This is a genomic window from Cryobacterium sp. M15 (assembly GCF_002929675.1).
GTDB classification, from domain to species: domain Bacteria; phylum Actinomycetota; class Actinomycetes; order Actinomycetales; family Microbacteriaceae; genus Cryobacterium; species Cryobacterium lyxosi.
The window spans coordinates 51,663-69,815 of sequence record NZ_PJJW01000037.1 but is presented as its reverse complement, the minus strand read 5'-3'; the positions used below and the strand labels follow the sequence as shown (position 1 = coordinate 69,815).

The window sequence follows — 18,153 nt, the reverse complement described above, 5'->3', positions numbered from 1 at the left end:
CTAGGCGGCTTTTTCAGCCAGAACCTTTTCGATCGCCTGCACGATTTCGGTCGACTCCGGCTCCACCGCCGACGCAAAGCGATCCACGATCTTGCCGGTGGGTGTCACCAGAAACTTCTCGAAGTTCCACTTGATCAGGCCGGGCAGCAGGCCCCGCTTGAATTTGGTCAGCTCAGCATAGAGCGGATGCTGCTGCTTGCCCCGCACATCGACCTTGGCCGTCATCGGAAAAGTTACCCCGTAGGTCATGCCGCAGAACTGGGCGATGTCTGTTTCAGTGCCGGGTTCCTGGCCCATGAACTGATTGCTCGGTAATCCCAGCACGACCAGCCCATCGTCCGCGTAACGCTGGTATAGGGCTTCCAAACCGGCGTACTGCGGGGTGAAGCCGCACTTTGACGCGACGTTGACGACGAGAACCGTTTTACCTCTGAACGCGCCGAAGGTGGTGGGCGTTCCATCGATGAGCGTGAGGGGTATGTCGTACAACGCAGAAGAAGTCATTAAAAAATGATAGCGAGGCCGAATCATAGCTGCCTGCACAGTCCCTGTGTAGATCGTGCGTTTCCCCCAAAGAAGGACACCGTCACGTATTCTAGGAACACCTGAGAAGCCATGGCGGTCCACTATCGGACCCGGACTTCTCAGCTCGCGCGGCGTAGCGCATTCTTCCCGCCGAACGGGCCAACACCCCAGCTTCACTCGAACCAGTTCCTTCAGAACAAATTCGAAGGATATCTGTGATTAGTCATTGCTCTGGATCCCAGTCGGCACCCGTCATCAAGAGATCGCACCAGGAGCATCATGAATTCTTACGTATCGCACACCAGCGAAAGCACCATCCGTCCCAACGGGTACATTTCTCAGACCATGAGTCGAGTGGTCTTGGGGAGCGGGTACGTCAGCGGAACCGCGCAGCACCGTGACGCCGGCGAGTACATCTCGCACCCCACGGTCACCTCACCGGTCCGCGCCGTACAGCCGCAGATGGCTGACAGCAAGCACCTGGCCACAGCGGCGTAACGCGCTGCGGTTCAGTTGCCGCTGAAATCGACAAGAGGGACTCCGCAATGCGGAGTCCCTCTTTTGTCGTATTCGACAACCGCAGTGGTGGCATCGAAATGCCGATCGTCGACGCGCCGGTAGACTACAGACGTGCCTGGCCGGTATTTTACTCGCCCGCTGGGCACGACACGAGGTATGCGTATGCGCAAGAGCCCCTCAATTCCGGCTTTCCGCATGCCCGAGCTCGGTCCCCACACACCTCGACATGCAGTACCGCAGACAACGAAATGGGATTCATGAATAACCACTACCTCGATTTGAGCACTCCGCCGGCGCTACCGGCTCGCGGCATGCGTATCATCCCGCTCGGAGGCCTCGGCGAGATCGGCCGCAACATGACCGTCTTCGAGCACAAGGGAAAGCTGCTCATCATCGACTGCGGCGTTCTCTTCCCCGAAGACAACCAGCCCGGCATCAACGTGATCCTGCCCGACTTCACGGCCATCCGCGACCGCCTCCAGGACATCGAGGCCATCGTGCTCACGCACGGCCACGAAGACCATATTGGCGCCGTCCCCTACCTGCTCAAGGAACGCGGCGACATTCCCGTCATCGGCTCCAAGCTCACCCTGGCCTTCCTCGCCGCCAAGCTGCAGGAACACCGCCTCAGCCAGAACTTCATCGAAGTGAAAGAGGGCGAGCGCCGCACCGTCGGCCAGTTCGACCTCGAATTCATCGCCGTCAACCACTCCATCCCCGACGGCCTGGCCATCGCGATCCGTACCGAAGCCGGCCTCGTGCTTGCTACCGGTGACTTCAAGATGGACCAGTTCCCGCTCGACAAGCGCCTCACCGACCTCGGCGCCTTCGCACGCCTGGCCGAAGAGGGCGTCGACCTGTTCATGACGGACTCGACCAATGCCGAGGTTCCCGGCTTCACCACCGCCGAGAAGGACATTGGACCGGCGATCGACACCGTGTTCCGCACTTCCCCGCGCCGCATCATCGTGTCGAGTTTCGCGAGCCACGTGCACCGCATCCAGCAGGTCATCGATGCTGCCGTCAAGCACAACCGCAAGGTGGCCTTCGTCGGCCGTTCGATGGTGCGCAACATGGGAATCGCGAGTGAGCTCGGCTACCTCAACATTCCCAAGGGCCTCCTCGTGGACATGAAGGCGCTCGAGCGCATGAAGGACGACAAGGTCGTTCTCATCTGCACCGGTTCGCAGGGCGAGCCGATGGCCGCGCTCTCGCGTATGGCCAACCGTGAGCACGTCATCAAGATCGGCGAGGGCGACACCGTGCTGCTGGCGAGCTCGCTGATCCCCGGCAATGAGAACTCCATCTATCGCGTCATCAACGGCCTGATCCGTTGGGGCGCCAACGTCGTGCACAAAGGCAACGCCAAGGTGCACGTCTCCGGCCACGCGAGTGCCGGCGAGCTCGTCTACTGCTACAACATCGTCAAGCCCGTCAACGTCATGCCGATCCACGGTGAATGGCGTCACCTCACGGCCAACGCCGACCTCGCCATCGCGACCGGTGTCCCCGAAGAAAACGTCATCGTCGTCGAAGACGGCGTCGTGGTGGACCTCATCGACGGCCACGCCAAGGTCACCGGCCGGGTCGTCGCCGACTACATCTTCGTCGACGGTATGACCGTGGGCGGGGCATCCACTGCCGCGATGGAAGACCGTCGCAAGCTGGCCGAAGACGGCACCATCACGATCCTCGGCATTCTCAACGCCAAGACCGGCACGCTCTCGGAGCCCGTGGAGTTCCTGGCCCGCGGATTCGTGCACGACGACGAGTGGGTCAAGGGCGCGACCAAGGTCATCGATGAGGCCATGAAGGCCGCGAACCGCATCAAGATCGTCGACGGCGCCGAGCTTGAGGACCTGTTCACGCAGTCGGTGAGCCGCTGGATGAACCGCAAGTACCGTCGCAGCCCCGTGATCACCTCCGTGGTCGTCGACGCGTAACCGGCAGAGACAGAACGAGAAAGGCCGCATCCTCTACGAGGATGCGGCCTTTCTTTGTCATCAAGCCAGTTACATGAAGTCGTCGGCCGTGGCGTTCGCGATGTCGATCAGAACCAGCTTCGGGTTCTCCTTGATAATCGCCTGTAGACGCCACGGGGTACTGAACAGGGCGAGCAGCGTGCCGTCGGAGCGGGTGAAGACTTCAACCTGGCGGGTGCCGGCGAGTACGAGCGCGCTCTCCTTGTCGGTTTTGCGGGCCACCTGGTACGGCAGTGCTTCCATGCGAATGTCGGCATGAAAATCGTGCACCATGCGGTCTTCAACGACCTCGAACTGCATTGGTCCGACCGCACCGAGCACGGGGGCCTGCTCGCCGCGCACCTCGGAGCGCATCACCTGGATGATGCCCTCGTGGTCGAGTTGGTCGATACCGCGACGAAACTGCTTGTGCTTGCTGCTATCGACCGGGCGTATCGCCCGAAAATGTTCGGGAGAGAACAACGGCAGCGGCGGAAATTCTACCCGTTCGTCTTCGAAGATCGAGTCGCCCACCCGCAGCGCCGACGCGTTGACGAGCCCGACGATGTCGCCCGGCCAGGCCTGATCGGTGACGGTGCGTTCTTTGCCGAACAGCTGCTGCGCGTACTTGGTCGCAAAGGGGCGACCGGTTGCCGCGTGGGTGACGACCATTCCACGTCGAAATTCGCCAGAACACACGCGCACGAAAGCCACGTGGTCGCGGTGCGCCGAGTTCATGCCGGATTGTACCTTGAACACGAACCCGGAGAACGGCGACGTGACCTTACGCGGATTGCCGTCGATATCGATGCGGGCTTCGGCGGGTGGCGCAAATTCGACCAGGGTGTCGAGCAGCTGCTGCACCCCGAAGTTCGCCACTGCCGCGCAGAACAGCACCGGGGTCGTCTGCCCGTCGAGGAACAGTTCGGAGTCGTGATTTTGGGATTCTGCGTCGAGCAGTTCCGATTCTTCGACAGCGGATGTCCAGGCGCTGCCTTCCTCGATCGCCGCGTCGACCGCATCCAGACGCACCGACTCGGCTACGGTCGCGCCGCCAGCGGTGCGGGTGTAGCGCAGAAAATCACCGGACCGGCGATCGAGTACGCCGCGCAGGTCGCCGGCCTCGCCAACCGGCCAGTTCAGCGGGGTCGGCAACAGGCCGGTGCGCGTCTGGATCTCGTCCATCAGAGCCAGGGGAGTGTCACCCGGGCGGTCCCACTTGTTGATGACGGTAATCACCGGAAGCCCACGTTGTTTGCAGACGGCGAACAGCTTCATGGTCTGGGGCTCGAGACCCTTGGCGGCGTCGACGAGCATGACCGCGGCATCCACTGCAGACAGTACCCGAAACGTGTCCTCGGAGAAGTCGGCGTGGCCGGGGGTGTCAACCAGGTTGATCACAGCATCGTGGTATTCGAACTGGATCGCGGCGCTCGTCACTGAAATGCCACGGGCCTTCTCCATCTCCATCCAGTCCGAGACAGTGCCGCTGCGACCGGCCTTGCCGTGCGTGGCGCCGGCCGAGGTGATCGCGCGGGCGTGCAGCAGGAGGGCTTCGGTCAGGGTGGACTTGCCGGCGTCGGGGTGGGAGATCACGGCGAAGGTGCGGCGACGCAGAGCCTCACGGGGAACCTGGGGGTTGGGTACGTCGGCGACGGTGGTCATGGCTGCTTTCCTGCGGCTGATTCGGGCAAGGTACCTCGCCGACCAACCGATTGATCTTTTCGATGGCAGGCGGCCCAGGGCTGATGTACACCTGCACAGGCAGCCCATTTTTCGCGCAACTGCCAGTCTAACAAATCGTGAACGTGTCAACTGGCAACCGACAGCTGGTGCCCCCTATTCGGCCGCCACCGACGTACAATCTGGTAACGGTTTAGCGTGCCGTCGAAAAATGTCGGTGGCCTCGCCTAAAGTCGGGCCAAGAGTAATTCACAAAGAGAAAACCCGGCGAAAACGAATGGTCGGGCGTGCACCCCTGGAGGAGAACGCAATGCCCCGACAGGTGGTCTCGTCTTCGCTCGACGCCCTGTCCGTTGGCCATTCGCGGTCGGCCGACACCGGGCAGGCACAGACCACGGTCGGTGCTGGCCCGGTTCGCCGGCAGATTGCGGGAACCGATCTGCGCGTGCATCCACTCGCCCTCGGCTGCAACGCTTTCGGCTGGACGGCGACGGGTGAAGCATCCAAGGCCATCCTCGACGCGCACCGCGACTTCGGCGGTAACTTTCTTGACACCGCCGACAGCTTCGCTGCTGGGCGAAGCGAAGTGATTATCGGTTCGTGGCTGCGCTCTCGGGGTGCTCGGGCCGAAACCGTTCTGGCCACCAAAATCGGTCGAAATCTCGACAATCCCGGACTGACTCAGCGCAGCATCGTCGCCGCCGTCGAAGCCAGCCTCGTGCGGCTCGGCACCGACTACCTCGACCTGCTCTACTTTCACTTCGACGACAAAACCGTCGCCCTCGAAGAGAGCCTCGTTGCCGTGGACGTCCTCATGCGCGCCGGCAAGGTGCGCTACCTCGGTGCGAGCAACTTCTCGGCGGAACGACTCATGGAAGCCCGGGTGTTGTCCGCCCTCGGCTTGCCCAAGTTCGTCGCCGCCGAAACGCCGTACAACCTCGTGCATCGCACCGAACTCGAAAAAGACGTCGCGGTCGTCGCTCGCGCCCAGCATCTTGCGCTGATGCCCGGCTTTGCCCTGGCTCACGGTTTTCTGGCCGGCGCTTTTCGCACCAAAGCGGATGTCGCCGGTACCGCCCGCGGACAACTCGCCAAGGTGTACCTCAATCGTCGCTCGCTGCGCGTACTGGCCGTGGTTGACCGTATCGCCGCAGCTCAGGGTGTGGCACCGGCGTCGATTGCCCTGGCCTGGTTGCTCGCCCGACCTGACGTAGTGGCGCCGGTCGCCGGAGCCGGGGAGGTCGATCAGGTGCAGTCCCTGGTCGCCGCGGCGGGCATCCGTCTCGGCCGCAGTGACCTGCTCGATCTCGACCGGGTGTCGGCCGACTAGGAGAAAGTCAGGCGACGGATTCGTCGAGCACACGCTGGATAGCGCGCAGTAGGGCGGTGTGGGCACCGATCGGGTCGCCAAGGTTGGCACCGGCAAAGGCGCCATCGCGGGCGAGGAAAAAATCGTCGGCGGCATCTCCGGGCCGGGCATGGCCCATCCCGCGGAACATGTCCTCGATCGACCGACCGTACCAGTCACGATGTGCAGAAACGGCCTGGCGCACGGGGTGGGCCGGGTCGGTGAACTGTGCGGCCGCGTTGATAAACGGGCAGCCGTGGAAACCTCCGCGAATGACCTGAGCCGAGATCTCATTGACGACGCCACGCAGCCGCTGTTCCGGGGTGTCACAATTCGTGTCGAGGCTAGCCAGAAAATCGCGCGCCAGACGGTCCCGGCCCTCGAGGTACACGACGATGAGGGCGTCCTTCGAGCGGTAGTACTTGTAGAAGGTCGCTTTGGTGACCTTCGACTCACCGATGATGCGGTCCACACCTACGGTGTGTACGCCCTCGGTGTAGAACAAGCGGTCGGCAGTGGCGAGGATACGCAGCTTGGCGTGAGTCGGGGGCCGAACGGTGTCAGCTGTGAGCGTGGTCATGCGTCACTCCTTGATTGAGGGCAAGCGAGCGAGCCCGCATGAGCGCAAATCCGGTGTTTTCCCGGTTGGCTCCCAGACTGTAACACACCATAGACAGACCAGTCTGTCGTAATCGACCGTCCGGACCGTTGCGGTCAAACTGGGGGTAGCCTCGCGAGTTCGCGCACGGGCGCCAGCAGCGCCGATCGCGTCTTGTAAGGTGGGGATGATATGAACGGTGCAGTCGATTTTCCTCTAGACCAGGCCGAACTCTCGTTTCGGGCCGCCGGTGATGCCCTGGTGCGTCGGACCGTTCTGCCAAGTGGCGTGCGCATCCTGAGTGAGCAGGTGCCGGGTGCCCGAAGTGTCACCGTCGGTTACTGGATCGCCGTCGGTTCCCGTGACGAACAACCGGGTCACTTCGGCTCCACTCACTTTCTCGAGCACCTGTTGTTCAAAGGCACGCCAACGCGGTCCGCTCTCGACATTGCCATCTCTTTTGATGCGGTTGGCGGCGAACACAACGCCATGACCGCAAAGGAATACACCTGCTACTACGCCAAGGTGCAAGACCGCGACCTCGGTATGGCCATTGATGTTCTCACCGACATGCTGACCTCCTCACAACTGGATGCCGGCGAATTTGAAACCGAGCGCGGCGTTATTCTCGAGGAACTCGCCATGGCTGACGACGACCCAGCCGACGTCGCCAATGAGCGATTCTTCGAAGCGGTGCTGGGGAAGCATCCGCTCGGCCGTCCTATCGGCGGCAGTGCCGACGACATTCGTGGTGTCACCCGCACGGCGGTGTGGGAGCACTACCAGGCCAACTATCGCCCGCAAGACCTCGTCGTCACGGTCGCCGGCGCCGTCGACCACGACCAGCTGGTCGCCGCCGTCACCCGCGCCCTCGAACGATCCGGCTGGGACCTCAGTATTGCCCAGGCCCCGGTCAGCCGTCGAGACGGCGTGCCCGCCGAGATTCACCAGGGCCAGGCTCTGACCATCATCAAACGTCCGCTGGAACAGGCGAACCTGCTGCTCGGAATGTCCGGCCTGCTGGCGACCGACGACCGACGCGTCACGATGAGCGTGCTCACTTCGATATTCGGCGGGGGAATGTCGAGCCGGCTTTTTCAAGAAGTGCGGGAGAAGCGCGGCCTGGCCTATTCGGTCTACTCATTCGCGCCCGGTTACTCGGATGCTGGCCTGTTCGGTATGTATGCCGGATGCACGCCGGCCAAGGCCGGCCAGGTCGCCGAACTCATGCTCAGCGAGCTACATCGCCTCGCCGATGGCGGTGTCACCAACGACGAGATGAGGCGGGCGTCTGGCCAGTTGAGTGGAGCGTCGGCCCTCGCATTGGAAGACTCAGACACCCGAATGTCTCGGCTGGGTCGCTCTGAGATAACCCTCGGCGAGTTCGCAGATCTCGACGAAGTGCTGCGCCGCCTTGCGCTGGTCACGGCGGCCGACGTGCAGGGGCTCGCTGCCGAACTCGTCAGTGGCGCCGTATCAATCTCCGCCGTCGGTGCCCTCGATGACGACGCGTTCGCGGCCATCATTCCCAGCTGACCGGCCGCGACTTAGTCTCTGGTACCTTCCGGCCCGGCCGGGTTTCCGCACTCTGAAATGGACAATGATGCCCCAGTACATTTACCTGGTACGCCACGGCGAGCAACAGGATGCCGAACATGGCCTGCACGACGGTCCGTTATCGCCCCGCGGCAAACGCCAGGCGCTGCTCATCGCCGATCGTCTGAGTGGGGTTCCGTTCACAGGCGCCTGGCACTCGCCGCTGCAACGGGCCGCCGAAACCGCCACCATCATGGCGGAACGGCTTCCAGCCCTGCAGAGCGAGCCGTCGGCACTGCTGTTCGACTGCATTCCCTCTGGCCGGGCGGCCGAGACACCATCGGCCTACGACCCGTTTTTCGGCGCGGTAACCGAAGACGAGATCGCGGCGGGACGCGCACAGATGGAAGACGCCGTCGCCGAATTTCTGCAACCGCGCCGCAGCCAGCGGCACGACCTGCTGATTACCCATAATTTCGTGATCGCATGGTTTGTTCGGGAGGTGCTCGGGGCTCCCGACTGGCGCTGGGTTGGAATCAACCAAGCCAATTGTGGGCTCACCGTGCTGCAGCAAAAACCGGGCCGACCCTGGACGCTCGTCACGCACAATGATCTGGGCCATTTGCCGGTCGAGCTGCGTACCGGGCTGCCGGAACCGCTGATGTTCTAGGGGCGAACCAGTGGCTGAAGCTGATTTGCGCTGAAATCAGCTTGCGCTGACGTTAGTTCGCGCGGACGTTAGCTTGCGCTGAGCCGTTTGCGATACCAGTGTGTTGCATTGGGGTTGTCGTTGTATGCAGGGATGCTCTCATACCCGGTGCTGTGATAGAGCGCCCCCGCGGTGGACAGGCTCACATTCGTGTCGAGCACCATTTCGGCGGCGCCCAGGTCGCTCGCCCGGCTCTCGAGTGCAGCCAGCAGCATCCGCCCCCAGCCGCGCCCGCGGGCACGTGGCTGCATCCACAAATGTTTAACCTCGAAGCAGACCGGTTCATTCGTGGTGGTTTGCAGCCGGCGGATGCCTCCGCACCCGACATACGCGCCGCCAGCGTCGTTCGCTGCCTGGCCATCGAGCACCACGAGGAACAGGCCCTGAGGTGGCACGAACTGCTCCGCGACCGGATAGGTCGGGTGGTAGCTGCCGTGGGATTGTCGAAACGACAGTTCGGGGCTGCGAAAGTATTCGTTGAGCAGGGCGAGGGCTGCGGCGTCCGCGACCGACACAGCGAGAAACTGGGGCATCTGCTCAGGCTATTGCGCGGGCCGGTCGTGACGTGATCAATTGGTAGATTGGTGTCATGACAACAACGGTGGCCATCATTGGAGCGACAGGCAAGATGGGCCGCTTGGTTTCCGACCTGATCGCCCGAACCGAGGGCTTCGAGGTCGTCGCCCGCCTCGATTCCCACAGCGAGCTGAGCGAGATGCTCCGCGCTCAGATCGCCGTTGACCTGACCCGGCCCGACGTAAGCCGTAACGTCGTCGATTTTGCGACCGAGCACGGTCTGCAGGTTCTCGTAGGCACTTCGGGCTGGACCCAGGAAGGTATCGATTCTCTCGCCCGGCGTCTCGCCGGCCGGGAAGATACCGGCGTCATCATTATTCCGAACTTCTCGATCGGATCGGTGCTCGCAACGGCCTTCGCGGCCCTGGCCGCCCGGTTCTACGACTCCATCGAAATTGTCGAGGCTCACCAGCCGTCGAAGGTTGATTCGCCGTCGGGCACGGCGGTGCGAACCGCCGAACTGATCGGCCGGGCGCGCGCTGAACTCGGCCCGGTTTCGGCGCCGCACACCGATCAGCGTGCCCGCGGCCAGCAGGTCGCGAGCGTGCCCGTACACAGCCTGCGCCTGTCCGGACTCCTGGCCCGGCAAGACGTCCTTCTCGGCGGCACCGGCGAAACCCTCACGATCAGCCACAACACCCTGTCACCGAGCGCTTATGAAAGTGGCATCCTGCTCGCCCTCGACGCCGCGCGAACCGCTCGAGGTGTATCGGTCGGCCTCGACCAGATCGTCGACCTGGGATTCACTACGGCCGCCAGCGAAGGAGCCTCGAAGTGAAGGGCAAGATCGCTGTCGTCGTCATGGCGGTTCTGCTCGTCTTCTACCTGGTGTCGGTCGGCGTACGCGCGGTGCTGTTCATCCAGAGCGGGGAGCCGGTGGGCATCGCCATCGGCCTTGCCCTTCTCATCCTGCCGCTGATTGGTTTCTGGGCTTTGGCGCGCGAAGTGGTGTTCGGTGTGCGCTCGGAGCGCCTGATGCGCGAGCTCGAAAGGTTGGGCGGCCTTCCTGCCGCCGATTTGGCGGTTCGACCGAGCGGACGTCCCTACCGGGATGCTGCCGACGAGCAGTTTCCGGCCGCGCAGGCGGGGGTCGAAGCCGAGCCGGAGAACTGGCACGCTTGGCTGCGCCTCGGCCTCGCCTACGACGCCGCCGGCGATCGCAAGCGCGCTCGCGGGGCGATCCGCACCGCGATCAGCCTCGAACGCACCCCGAAGTAGCCGCAGGCTACGGCTGCCGGAGCATCCAGGCGACCGCTGTCGCTGGTGTTCGCTGAGCAAACTCGAACCCGTCGTCCAAAAGTTTCTGGGCGCTGACCTGCTGGTCTGCGAGCAGTAGTTGGCGGGCGGCGTCCTGCAACAGCAGCGTCAAGACCTGCTGGGGCACCGGTAGGAAAAACGGTCGGTGCAGCGCAGTGGCGAGCGCTTTGATGATGTCGTTCGCTGTAGCTGCGGATGGCCCGACGAGATTTACCGGGCCGGAGAGCGTCGAGGTGAGCAGATGCAGGATGGCCGCAGCCTCGTCGTGCAAACTCACCCAGGCCCAGTGCTGATTCCCGCCGCCGAGTGGTCCGGCGAGACCCAGTTTGGCCAGGGGCAGGAGCGGTTTCAGCGCGCCGCCCTTGGCGAGTACGAGGCCGGTGCGTAACGTGACAACCCGGGTCGGTTCCGGAGCGAGCTGGGCCGCTGCCTCCCATTGAGTGACGACATCGGCCAGAAAATCGGTTCCGACCGTGGATGTCTCGCTCAGGATTTCCCCGGGCCGATTGCCGTACACGCCCACTGCGGAACCGTTGAGCAGAACCGTAGGGGGAGTGGTGGCGTGTCCGAGCGCGTCGGTGATCGTGCGGGTGGCGGACAAACGCGAATTCAGGATTTCCTTGCGATAACCAGGCGTCCACGGCAGCCGCGCCAGTGACGCGCCCGAGAGGTTGACGACAGCGTCGATGTCGTCCAGAACGTGAGCGTCCAGGGCATGGGCGGACGGGTCCCACCGAATCTCGTTCTTGCCGAGGGCTTCACGCCGGACCAGGCGCACGGGAGTGTGCCCGGCCCCGACCAACTGCCGGCTGAGTTCCCGGCCGATGAGGCCGGACGCGCCGGCGATCAGAACGCGCACGCCGGTCCCCTAAGCGAGCTCTGCTTCGATGGTGATCGGGATGCCCGCGAGCGCTTTAGAAACCGGGCAGTTCTCCTTGGCATCCTGGGCGAACGCCTCGAACTCGGCTTCGGTCAGACCGGGAATCTTGGCACTGACCAGCAGGTGGCTTCCGATAACGCCGGTGCCGGCCGCAAAAGTCACGGCGGCGGTGGCCTGGATGCTCTCCGGAGTGTGGCCGGCCGAACCGAGAGCGTTGGCGAGGGCCATCGAGAAGCAGGCGGCGTGGGCGGCGCCAAGCAGTTCCTCCGGGTTGGTCGTGTTCGACACACCCTCAGCGCGGGCCTTCCAATTCACCGAGAACACGGCGGCGTGCGAGGAGTCGAGGGTGACGGTGCCGGTCCCGGTGGGAAGATCGCCGGTCCAGACTGAGGTTGCTTCACTCGTGAGCGTCGTGGGCATGTTGTTACCTCCAGGTGATTGAATACCACCCTAACCGTCCGACCTGCACCGCGAACGCCTGCCGTCTGGGAATTACCTGAGAGCCAGCCGACACGTTAGGGCAGCCTGAGATCCGATCTACCGGGTGTGTCCCGGTCGGGTTGGAGACAGCGGCTCAGACGTTCTCGACGGCTTTGCTACCCCGGTTGAGCACGCCGGATCGCAGGAGCAGCAGGTAGATCTGGCAGCCGAGGCAATAGTCGAAAACCGCGTTCAGAAAGGCAGCGACAAACGCGGCGGCCGCAGCGATTCCGACAGCGCCCGGTACACCGGCCAGGCCCAGAATGAGCCCGACCAAGGTCACCGCCAGGCCCACACCCTGCGCGAAGGTGGGCGGGGCCGCGTCTTCGAGTTCAGTCGGAGGGGCAAGGCGCGGCCGCACGAATTTCTTGAACAGGGCGCCGTATGGATGCCGGCCGGCGCCGGCCAATGCACCCCAAGCGAATAACGCGGTGATCGCTGCCAGCAGGGCCAGCGCTGCAGCGGATGCCCCGGTGAGTGACATGAACACGACCAGGAGCAACAGCACGGCCGTCAGACCTGCGCCGAATCGGGGTCCGCGCGGATCGAGCCGGGCGCGAGGTGTCTTAGACATGAGAGCTCCCGAGTGTGCTGCTGGATGTGGTGTTCTGCGTGATGGAATCAAGGGTCGTACCGACGTCTGCCCGAGTGGGAGGGCCCCCCACGCGCGCCTGCACCCGACCGGCTCCGTCCAGAATCAGGGTCGTTGGGGTTTGCAGCACGGCGTACCGTTTGGCCAGATCGGGGCGGTGGGTGAGATCCACTTCTACGTGTACCACCCCAGGGCGCTGCTCGGCCACAGCGCGCAGCAGGCGGCGGGTGCCCGGGCAGCGAGCGCACAACTCGGTCGAAAACTGCAGCAGGGTGGCGGCGGGGCCGAAGGCGACCGTGGCGGCGACATCCGCTGGAGTGACGACGTCGCCAAAAACACGGGCCACTCGTCCCTGACGGGCTCGTAAAATGAGGCCGAGAACGGTCGTGGCAGCCAACAGCGCGAACAGGAGTCCGATCGCTTCGAGTGGATTCATGATATTTACGCTACGTGCGCCCAGCCCTGTTCGGGGGACTGTGACGACACATTACGACTGCGCACGGGCGCATCGTCCGACAGACCGGCTAGCCTGAGGCGGTGTCTGAAATTGAGTTTCGATCTGAAATGACCGTGGAGTTGGTGCGTGCAAACGCTCACGATTCCGATGTGCTGTTTGCCGCGCGGGTATCGACCCTGGGGGAGCAGACCCTCGAGCACAGCCAGCTCGACGGTTCAGCGAGCGAGGCCGACGAGAAGCGTGACCGCGGGCTGATCAACTACCTCATGCGTGACCGGCACGGTTCGCCGTTCGAACACAACTCAATGACGTTCTACGTACGCGCCCCCATTTTCGTCTTCCGCGAATTCATGCGGCACCGCATCGCCAGTTACAACGAAGAGTCCGGCCGCTACCGGGAGCTGGGCCCGGTGTTCTACGTGCCGTCCACCGAACGTAACCTTGTGCAAGTCGGCAAGCCCGGTGCCTACGACTTTCTGCCCGGCACCGCAGAGCAGATCGCGCTCGTGCAACAGCAGACCCGCGCCGCCGCGATCCACGCCTACGAGGCCTACCAGCGGATGCTCGAAGCCGGTGTCGCGCGCGAAGTCGCCCGCATCGTGCTGCCGTTGAACATCTACTCCTCGATGTATGTCACGCTCAACGCGCGCTCACTGATGAACTTCCTCAGCCTGCGCACCAAGCGGGAGGGCTCGTCATTTCCGTCGTTCCCCCAGCGCGAGATCGAAATGTGTGCCGAGCAGATGGAAACCCATTTCGAAAAGCTCATGCCCTTCACTTACGCCGCCTTTAATGTGAACGGCCGGGTGGCCCCGTAGTCTGCAGTGTGAAGGGAGACGATAGCCTGTACACCGTGTCTACCTCTACGAATCCCTTTGGCCAGGTGCTGGTCGCCCTGGTCACCCCGTTTACCTTTGATGGCGAAGTGGACTGGGCTGGGGTGGAGAAGCACATCGACGACGTCATCAACGCCGGCGCCGACGGCATCGTCGTCACTGGTACGACCGGTGAAACGAGCACCCTGACCGACCCGGAGAAGATCCGTCTGGTCGAGGTGGGCAAGTCGGTCGCCAACGGCCGCGCCAAGATCATCACGGGCGGTGGCTCCAACGAGACCGCGCACGCCATGCAGCTGGCCCGCCAGAGCGAGAAGGCCGGCGCTGACGGCAACATGATCGTCACGCCCTACTACAACAAGCCCACGCAAGCGGGCATCCTGACCCATTTCCGCATGATCGCCGATGCCACTGACCTTCCCGTCATCCTCTACGACATCCCCGGGCGCACCGGAGTCGCGATCGCCTACGAGACCATCCTTCGGGCAGCCAAGCACCCCAACATCCTCGCCATCAAGGACGCTAAAGGCGACTTCGCCCAGGTCAGCCGGGTGCTCAACCAGACCGACCTCCTGTACTTCTCCGGAGATGACCCCAACGTGCTCGCGCACCTGTCGATCGGCGCCACCGGCCTCATCGGCGTCACCGGAAACATCACTGCCACCCCCTACCGGCACATGGTCGACGCCGTCAACCGGGGCGACTTGAAGGTGGCCACAGCAGCGCACCAGCAGCTGGAACCGCTCGTGCGGGCCGTCATGACGCACGTTCCCGGAACCGTCGCGGTGAAGTACATCCTGCACGGCCTCGGCCGCATCGGCAGCCCGCGGGTGCGACTGCCGCTGGTTGGTCCCGAAGACTCCGAAGCCGCCCAGATCGAGGACGAACTGTCGCTGGTCCGGGACATTCCTGGCGTCGACTTTTCCAACTTCCGCCCGGACCGCAACGCGGCCGCCGGCGGATCGTTGCCCAAGGTCGCCGGCACCACTCGCTGAGCCGCCGCTCGCGTGCTCGCGGCACTCGTTGGCGTTCGGGGCATCCGTTTGTAAGGGGGCTACGAACCACAACAGGTGCCGCGACCAGTTCTGCGGGACGTCCCCTCGGCTGGCCGAGCCTGTCGCAGTTGGCCGGCGCGCATCCGCTCGCGAAACGCTAGGCTCAGCCCATCGAGCCTGACCACGTCCGGTCGGCTGTGTGGGGAGTGTCGTGAACATTGCACGCAAATGGGTCTTTCCAATCCTTCGACTCATCGTCATCGCGGCCATCGCTGTGGCCCTCGTGAAGCTCGCGTTCTACCCCGACACTCAGGTTGAGCGCAACCCCGCCGAACCGACCGGGGTCATCGTCGAACCCCAGGTTCCGGTGGGACTGGGCACCATCAGCAACGACGTGACCCTGCCCGGCACGGTCAGCGCCGATCCGGCAGTCGCCGTCAAAGCCACCGCCATCGGCACGGTCGATGAGATTTTCATAGCGGCCGGCCAAAACGTGAACAAAGACGACAAGATCTACGACATTCGAGTTGAGACGATCAAGGATCCGGTCGAAACAACGGATGCCGACGGCAACGCCATCATGACCCAGCCGAAACCGGTGGTCACCTTCACCAAGGTGCTCGCCCCGATTACGGGAATCCTCAGTTCGCTCACCGTGATCCACGGCCAGAGCGTGGCCGTGGGGGATGCCACCGGGCAGGTCGCACCGCCGAGCTTCTCGGTGAGCGGAGCGCTCAGCCCCGAGCAGCAGTATCGCCTGTTGACCAAGCCGACCGAGGCATCCGTTGCGATCACGAATGGGCCCGCGCCGTTCACCTGCACCAGCCTGGCCATCACGACCCCGCTGGCCGGCGAAGCGACCGGCGGCGACGGTGCATCCGGCGGCCAGCCGGCCACGAGCGGCACCACCGTCACCTGCGCGATTCCGGCCGAAGTGACCGTCTTCTCCGGTCTGGCCGCCCAGATCACGATCGCTGCCGGCCTGGCCGAAAACGTTCTCGTCGTTCCGACCACCGCCGTCACGGGCTCCGCCCAGACGGGCGTCGTCTGGTTCGTGATGCCAGACGGTGGCACCCAAGAGCGGTCGGTGACGCTCGGCATGACCGACGGCACCAACGTGCAGATCATCGACGGACTCGCCGAGGGCGACCTGATCAACCAGTTCGTTCCGGGTGCCACCGCGGTCAGCCCCGGCGGCGGGGGCTGCAATCTGCAACCCGACGGCAGCACGGCCTGCTTCGGTCCGAGCATCTCCAGCAGCGGGATCTCCAAATGACCTTGCTGCACCTTGAGGGTGTCACCCGCACCGTGCAGCTCATCGATGCGCCGCCGCTGACCATCCTCTCCGGTGTCGACCTCGACGTTGACGTCGGCGACCGGGTGTCGATCGTCGGACGATCCGGCTCGGGCAAAACAACCCTGCTGAACCTGCTCGGACTACTCGACAACCCCACGAGCGGCACCATGCTGTTCGAAGACCGCCCGGTGCAGTCGCTGTCCTCCGGCGGCCGGGATCGGCTGCGGGGCCGCGAGGTCGGCTTTATTTTTCAGCAGTTCAACCTGCTACAGGGTCGCACCGCCCTCGAAAACGTGATGACTCCGCTGCTCTACGCGGATGGTCGTCAGTTCTGGCAGCGCGCTCGAATCGCCACCGAGATGCTCGAACGTGTCGGCCTCAGCGACCGGCTCGGTGCGCTACCCGACCGACTGAGCGGTGGTGAACAGCAGCGCGTGGCGATCGCCCGCGCGCTGGTGCGTGGTCCCCGGCTGATTCTCGCCGACGAACCCACCGGCGCCCTCGACCTCGAAACCGGTGAAACCGTGATGGACCTGATCGACCAGGTCGCCACCGAATCCGGTGCAGCCCTGGTGACGATCACACACGATCCGGCGATCGCCGCCCGCGCCACCAGGCACCTCCGACTTGACCACGGTGTGCTGCAGGTTCGCGGCACGGTGCCGGCATGAAGCGCGTCGCCAGCAACCTGGTCGGTGCTGTGATTGAAGCCTGGCAGGAAGTGCGCATCCACAAAACCCGCGTCATGCTGTCGCTGATCGGCGTGGCCGTCGCCGTCTGCGCCATCACGACCGTGGTCGGTCTCGGCGCGGTCGCCCAGCAGGCGACCGTCGAAGCGAGCGAACGATCGGGTGGGCGCGCTGCCAGCCTCTCCCTGTTCGTGTCGATGAACGATGGTTCCACCCCGACTGAAATGCCCGAAATCTGGCGTACGGCGCTCGAACGCTACCAGATCGACTACGCCAGCCGGGTGGTCAACAACAGCCAGACGGTGCAGTTCGTCGACGGAGCCGTGCCGGTGCAGACCATCGGGGTCGACCCTCCCTACGGCACCATGCACCGCATCACCCTCGAGAAGGGTGTCTGGTTTACCGACGAGGACCAGGCCCGGCTCGCGCCAGCCGTGCTGGTCAACTCCATCTTCTGGGACCGCCTCAGCCGACCCGACCTGCGCACCCACCCGACCGTGACTCTGGTGGGCGAACGCACGACGACGGCCGTCGTAACCGGGGTCTACCCCGCCCTGTCGTGGGAGACCGAACCGGCCATGTACATGTTGGCCGACGCGCTTACCGCCATCACGCCGGTTGTCACCGACCCGAACCTGCAATTCGGACCGCCGTCCTACGAGCTATGGGTGCCGGTCGACGTGTCCGAACAGCTGGTCACCGCGCTGCAGCGTGACGTGCAGGGTGCTCTGGGGAGTGGGGCATCCGTTCAGGTGAACCGGCAGGACTACGCAGCGTATATGGAGGGTGACCCGTATCTCTCGCTCAAGCTCAGCGTCGGCGCCATCGCCGGATTAGTGTTGTTGCTCGGAGCGCTCGGTCTGGTCAACATCGCCCTGGTCACCCTCAAGCAGCGCATTCGCGAGATCGGCATTCGGCGCAGTTTCGGGGCGACCGCCGGTCGGGTCTTCTTCGCTGTCATGATGGAGAGCGTCGTCGCGACCGTCGTTGCCGGAATTGTCGGAGTGATCGCCGCCGTGCTCATCGTCACGAGCCCGCTCGTCGAAGACTTCATCAGCCAGGGCCAGGTCACCGATTTTCCACCGTTCCCGGTCGAAGCGGCCATCCTCGGACTGGTCTGTGCGACGGTGGTCGGCGCCCTGGCCGGGCTGGTCCCCGCGCTGGTGGCGGTACGGGTGAAGGTGATCGACGCCATCCGCTATTGACAGCGAACGG

20 protein-coding genes are annotated in these 18,153 nt (G+C 64.0%); 12 read left to right on the top strand and 8 right to left on the bottom strand.

The features are described 5' to 3' along the window. Nucleotides 1–504, bottom strand: a complete 504-nt coding sequence (locus tag CXY83_RS08870; RefSeq protein ID WP_104197005.1) for a glutathione peroxidase — start codon at nucleotides 502–504, stop codon at nucleotides 1–3. 300 nt (nucleotides 505–804) lie between these two features. Between CXY83_RS08870 and CXY83_RS08865 the strand changes: the two genes are divergently transcribed. Both CXY83_RS08865 and CXY83_RS08860 read left to right on the top strand, forming a co-directional pair. Further along, entirely contained in the window at nucleotides 805–1,023 is a 219-nt protein-coding gene (locus tag CXY83_RS08865; protein WP_104197004.1) for a hypothetical protein, read from the top strand. 278 nt (nucleotides 1,024–1,301) lie between these two features. Further along, complete coding sequence (locus CXY83_RS08860) at nucleotides 1,302–2,987, top strand: ribonuclease J (protein WP_104197152.1); 1,686 nt, start codon at nucleotides 1,302–1,304, stop codon at nucleotides 2,985–2,987. Between the two features lie 69 nt (nucleotides 2,988–3,056). Here CXY83_RS08860 and CXY83_RS08855 read toward each other — a convergent pair whose 3' ends face one another. After that, nucleotides 3,057–4,670: a peptide chain release factor 3 gene (locus CXY83_RS08855; RefSeq protein ID WP_104197003.1), complete on the bottom strand. Its 1,614-nt coding sequence runs from the start codon at nucleotides 4,668–4,670 to the stop codon at nucleotides 3,057–3,059. Between the two features lie 328 nt (nucleotides 4,671–4,998). On the opposite strand from CXY83_RS08855, the gene CXY83_RS08850 reads away from it, so the two are divergent. After that, nucleotides 4,999–6,018 carry an aldo/keto reductase gene (locus tag CXY83_RS08850; protein ID WP_233200724.1) on the top strand — a complete coding sequence of 340 codons (1,020 nt, stop codon included), beginning with the start codon at nucleotides 4,999–5,001 and terminating at the stop codon, nucleotides 6,016–6,018. 7 nt (nucleotides 6,019–6,025) lie between these two features. On the opposite strand, the gene CXY83_RS08845 is transcribed toward CXY83_RS08850, so the two are convergent. Next, entirely contained in the window at nucleotides 6,026–6,616 is a 591-nt protein-coding gene (locus tag CXY83_RS08845; protein WP_104197001.1) for a TetR/AcrR family transcriptional regulator, read from the bottom strand. A gap of 210 nt (nucleotides 6,617–6,826) precedes the next feature. Between CXY83_RS08845 and CXY83_RS08840 the strand changes: the two genes are divergently transcribed. Beyond that, nucleotides 6,827–8,170, top strand: coding sequence for a pitrilysin family protein (locus CXY83_RS08840; protein WP_104197000.1), 1,344 nt, complete (start codon nucleotides 6,827–6,829; stop codon nucleotides 8,168–8,170). 67 nt (nucleotides 8,171–8,237) lie between these two features. Next, nucleotides 8,238–8,840, top strand: a complete 603-nt coding sequence (locus CXY83_RS08835) for a histidine phosphatase family protein (RefSeq protein ID WP_104197151.1) — start codon at nucleotides 8,238–8,240, stop codon at nucleotides 8,838–8,840. Between the two features lie 68 nt (nucleotides 8,841–8,908). Here the strand turns inward: CXY83_RS08835 and CXY83_RS08830 are convergent, their stop codons facing one another. Beyond that, nucleotides 8,909–9,412, bottom strand: coding sequence for a GNAT family N-acetyltransferase (locus CXY83_RS08830; protein ID WP_104196999.1), 504 nt, complete (start codon nucleotides 9,410–9,412; stop codon nucleotides 8,909–8,911). Between the two features lie 56 nt (nucleotides 9,413–9,468). Here CXY83_RS08830 and dapB point away from each other — a divergent pair, with 56 nt between their 5' ends. Continuing rightward, the gene (gene dapB, locus CXY83_RS08825; protein ID WP_104196998.1) at nucleotides 9,469–10,233 is read left to right on the top strand and encodes a 4-hydroxy-tetrahydrodipicolinate reductase; all 765 of its coding nucleotides are present in this window, start codon (nucleotides 9,469–9,471) and stop codon (nucleotides 10,231–10,233) included. Continuing rightward, nucleotides 10,230–10,673 (top strand): hypothetical protein, encoded by a 444-nt coding sequence (locus CXY83_RS08820; RefSeq protein ID WP_104196997.1) that lies wholly within the window; start codon nucleotides 10,230–10,232, stop codon nucleotides 10,671–10,673. Before dapB ends, CXY83_RS08820 begins: the two co-directional genes overlap by 4 nt. 7 nt (nucleotides 10,674–10,680) lie before the next feature. Here the strand turns inward: CXY83_RS08820 and CXY83_RS08815 are convergent, their stop codons facing one another. The 4 genes from CXY83_RS08815 to CXY83_RS08800 form a co-directional block, all read right to left on the bottom strand. After that, the gene (locus CXY83_RS08815) at nucleotides 10,681–11,571 is read right to left on the bottom strand and encodes a TIGR01777 family oxidoreductase (protein WP_104196996.1); all 891 of its coding nucleotides are present in this window, start codon (nucleotides 11,569–11,571) and stop codon (nucleotides 10,681–10,683) included. Between the two features lie 9 nt (nucleotides 11,572–11,580). Continuing rightward, on the bottom strand, nucleotides 11,581–12,012 hold the full coding sequence (locus CXY83_RS08810) for an OsmC family peroxiredoxin (RefSeq protein WP_104196995.1): 432 nt from the start codon (nucleotides 12,010–12,012) through the stop codon (nucleotides 11,581–11,583). A gap of 154 nt (nucleotides 12,013–12,166) precedes the next feature. Next, nucleotides 12,167–12,646 carry a DUF4395 domain-containing protein gene (locus tag CXY83_RS08805; protein WP_104196994.1) on the bottom strand — a complete coding sequence of 160 codons (480 nt, stop codon included), beginning with the start codon at nucleotides 12,644–12,646 and terminating at the stop codon, nucleotides 12,167–12,169. After that, nucleotides 12,639–13,100 carry a thioredoxin family protein gene (locus CXY83_RS08800; protein ID WP_104196993.1) on the bottom strand — a complete coding sequence of 154 codons (462 nt, stop codon included), beginning with the start codon at nucleotides 13,098–13,100 and terminating at the stop codon, nucleotides 12,639–12,641. The genes CXY83_RS08805 and CXY83_RS08800 overlap by 8 nt, the downstream gene beginning before the upstream one ends. A gap of 128 nt (nucleotides 13,101–13,228) precedes the next feature. Between CXY83_RS08800 and thyX the strand changes: the two genes are divergently transcribed. The 5 genes from thyX (at nucleotide 13,229) to CXY83_RS08775 (ending at nucleotide 18,143) form a co-directional block, all read left to right on the top strand. Then, nucleotides 13,229–13,939 carry an FAD-dependent thymidylate synthase gene (gene thyX, locus CXY83_RS08795; RefSeq protein ID WP_104196992.1) on the top strand — a complete coding sequence of 237 codons (711 nt, stop codon included), beginning with the start codon at nucleotides 13,229–13,231 and terminating at the stop codon, nucleotides 13,937–13,939. A 35-nt stretch (nucleotides 13,940–13,974) separates the two neighbouring features. Further along, nucleotides 13,975–14,952: a 4-hydroxy-tetrahydrodipicolinate synthase gene (gene dapA, locus CXY83_RS08790; RefSeq protein WP_104197150.1), complete on the top strand. Its 978-nt coding sequence runs from the start codon at nucleotides 13,975–13,977 to the stop codon at nucleotides 14,950–14,952. Nucleotides 14,953–15,163: 211 nt separating this feature from the next. Beyond that, entirely contained in the window at nucleotides 15,164–16,228 is a 1,065-nt protein-coding gene (locus tag CXY83_RS08785) for an efflux RND transporter periplasmic adaptor subunit (RefSeq protein WP_199184934.1), read from the top strand. Further along, nucleotides 16,225–16,920 carry an ABC transporter ATP-binding protein gene (locus CXY83_RS08780; RefSeq protein ID WP_104196991.1) on the top strand — a complete coding sequence of 232 codons (696 nt, stop codon included), beginning with the start codon at nucleotides 16,225–16,227 and terminating at the stop codon, nucleotides 16,918–16,920. The genes CXY83_RS08785 and CXY83_RS08780 overlap by 4 nt, the downstream gene beginning before the upstream one ends. Further along, nucleotides 16,917–18,143: an ABC transporter permease gene (locus CXY83_RS08775; RefSeq protein ID WP_104196990.1), complete on the top strand. Its 1,227-nt coding sequence runs from the start codon at nucleotides 16,917–16,919 to the stop codon at nucleotides 18,141–18,143. The genes CXY83_RS08780 and CXY83_RS08775 overlap by 4 nt, the downstream gene beginning before the upstream one ends. Nucleotides 18,144–18,153: the final 10 nt, after the last annotated feature.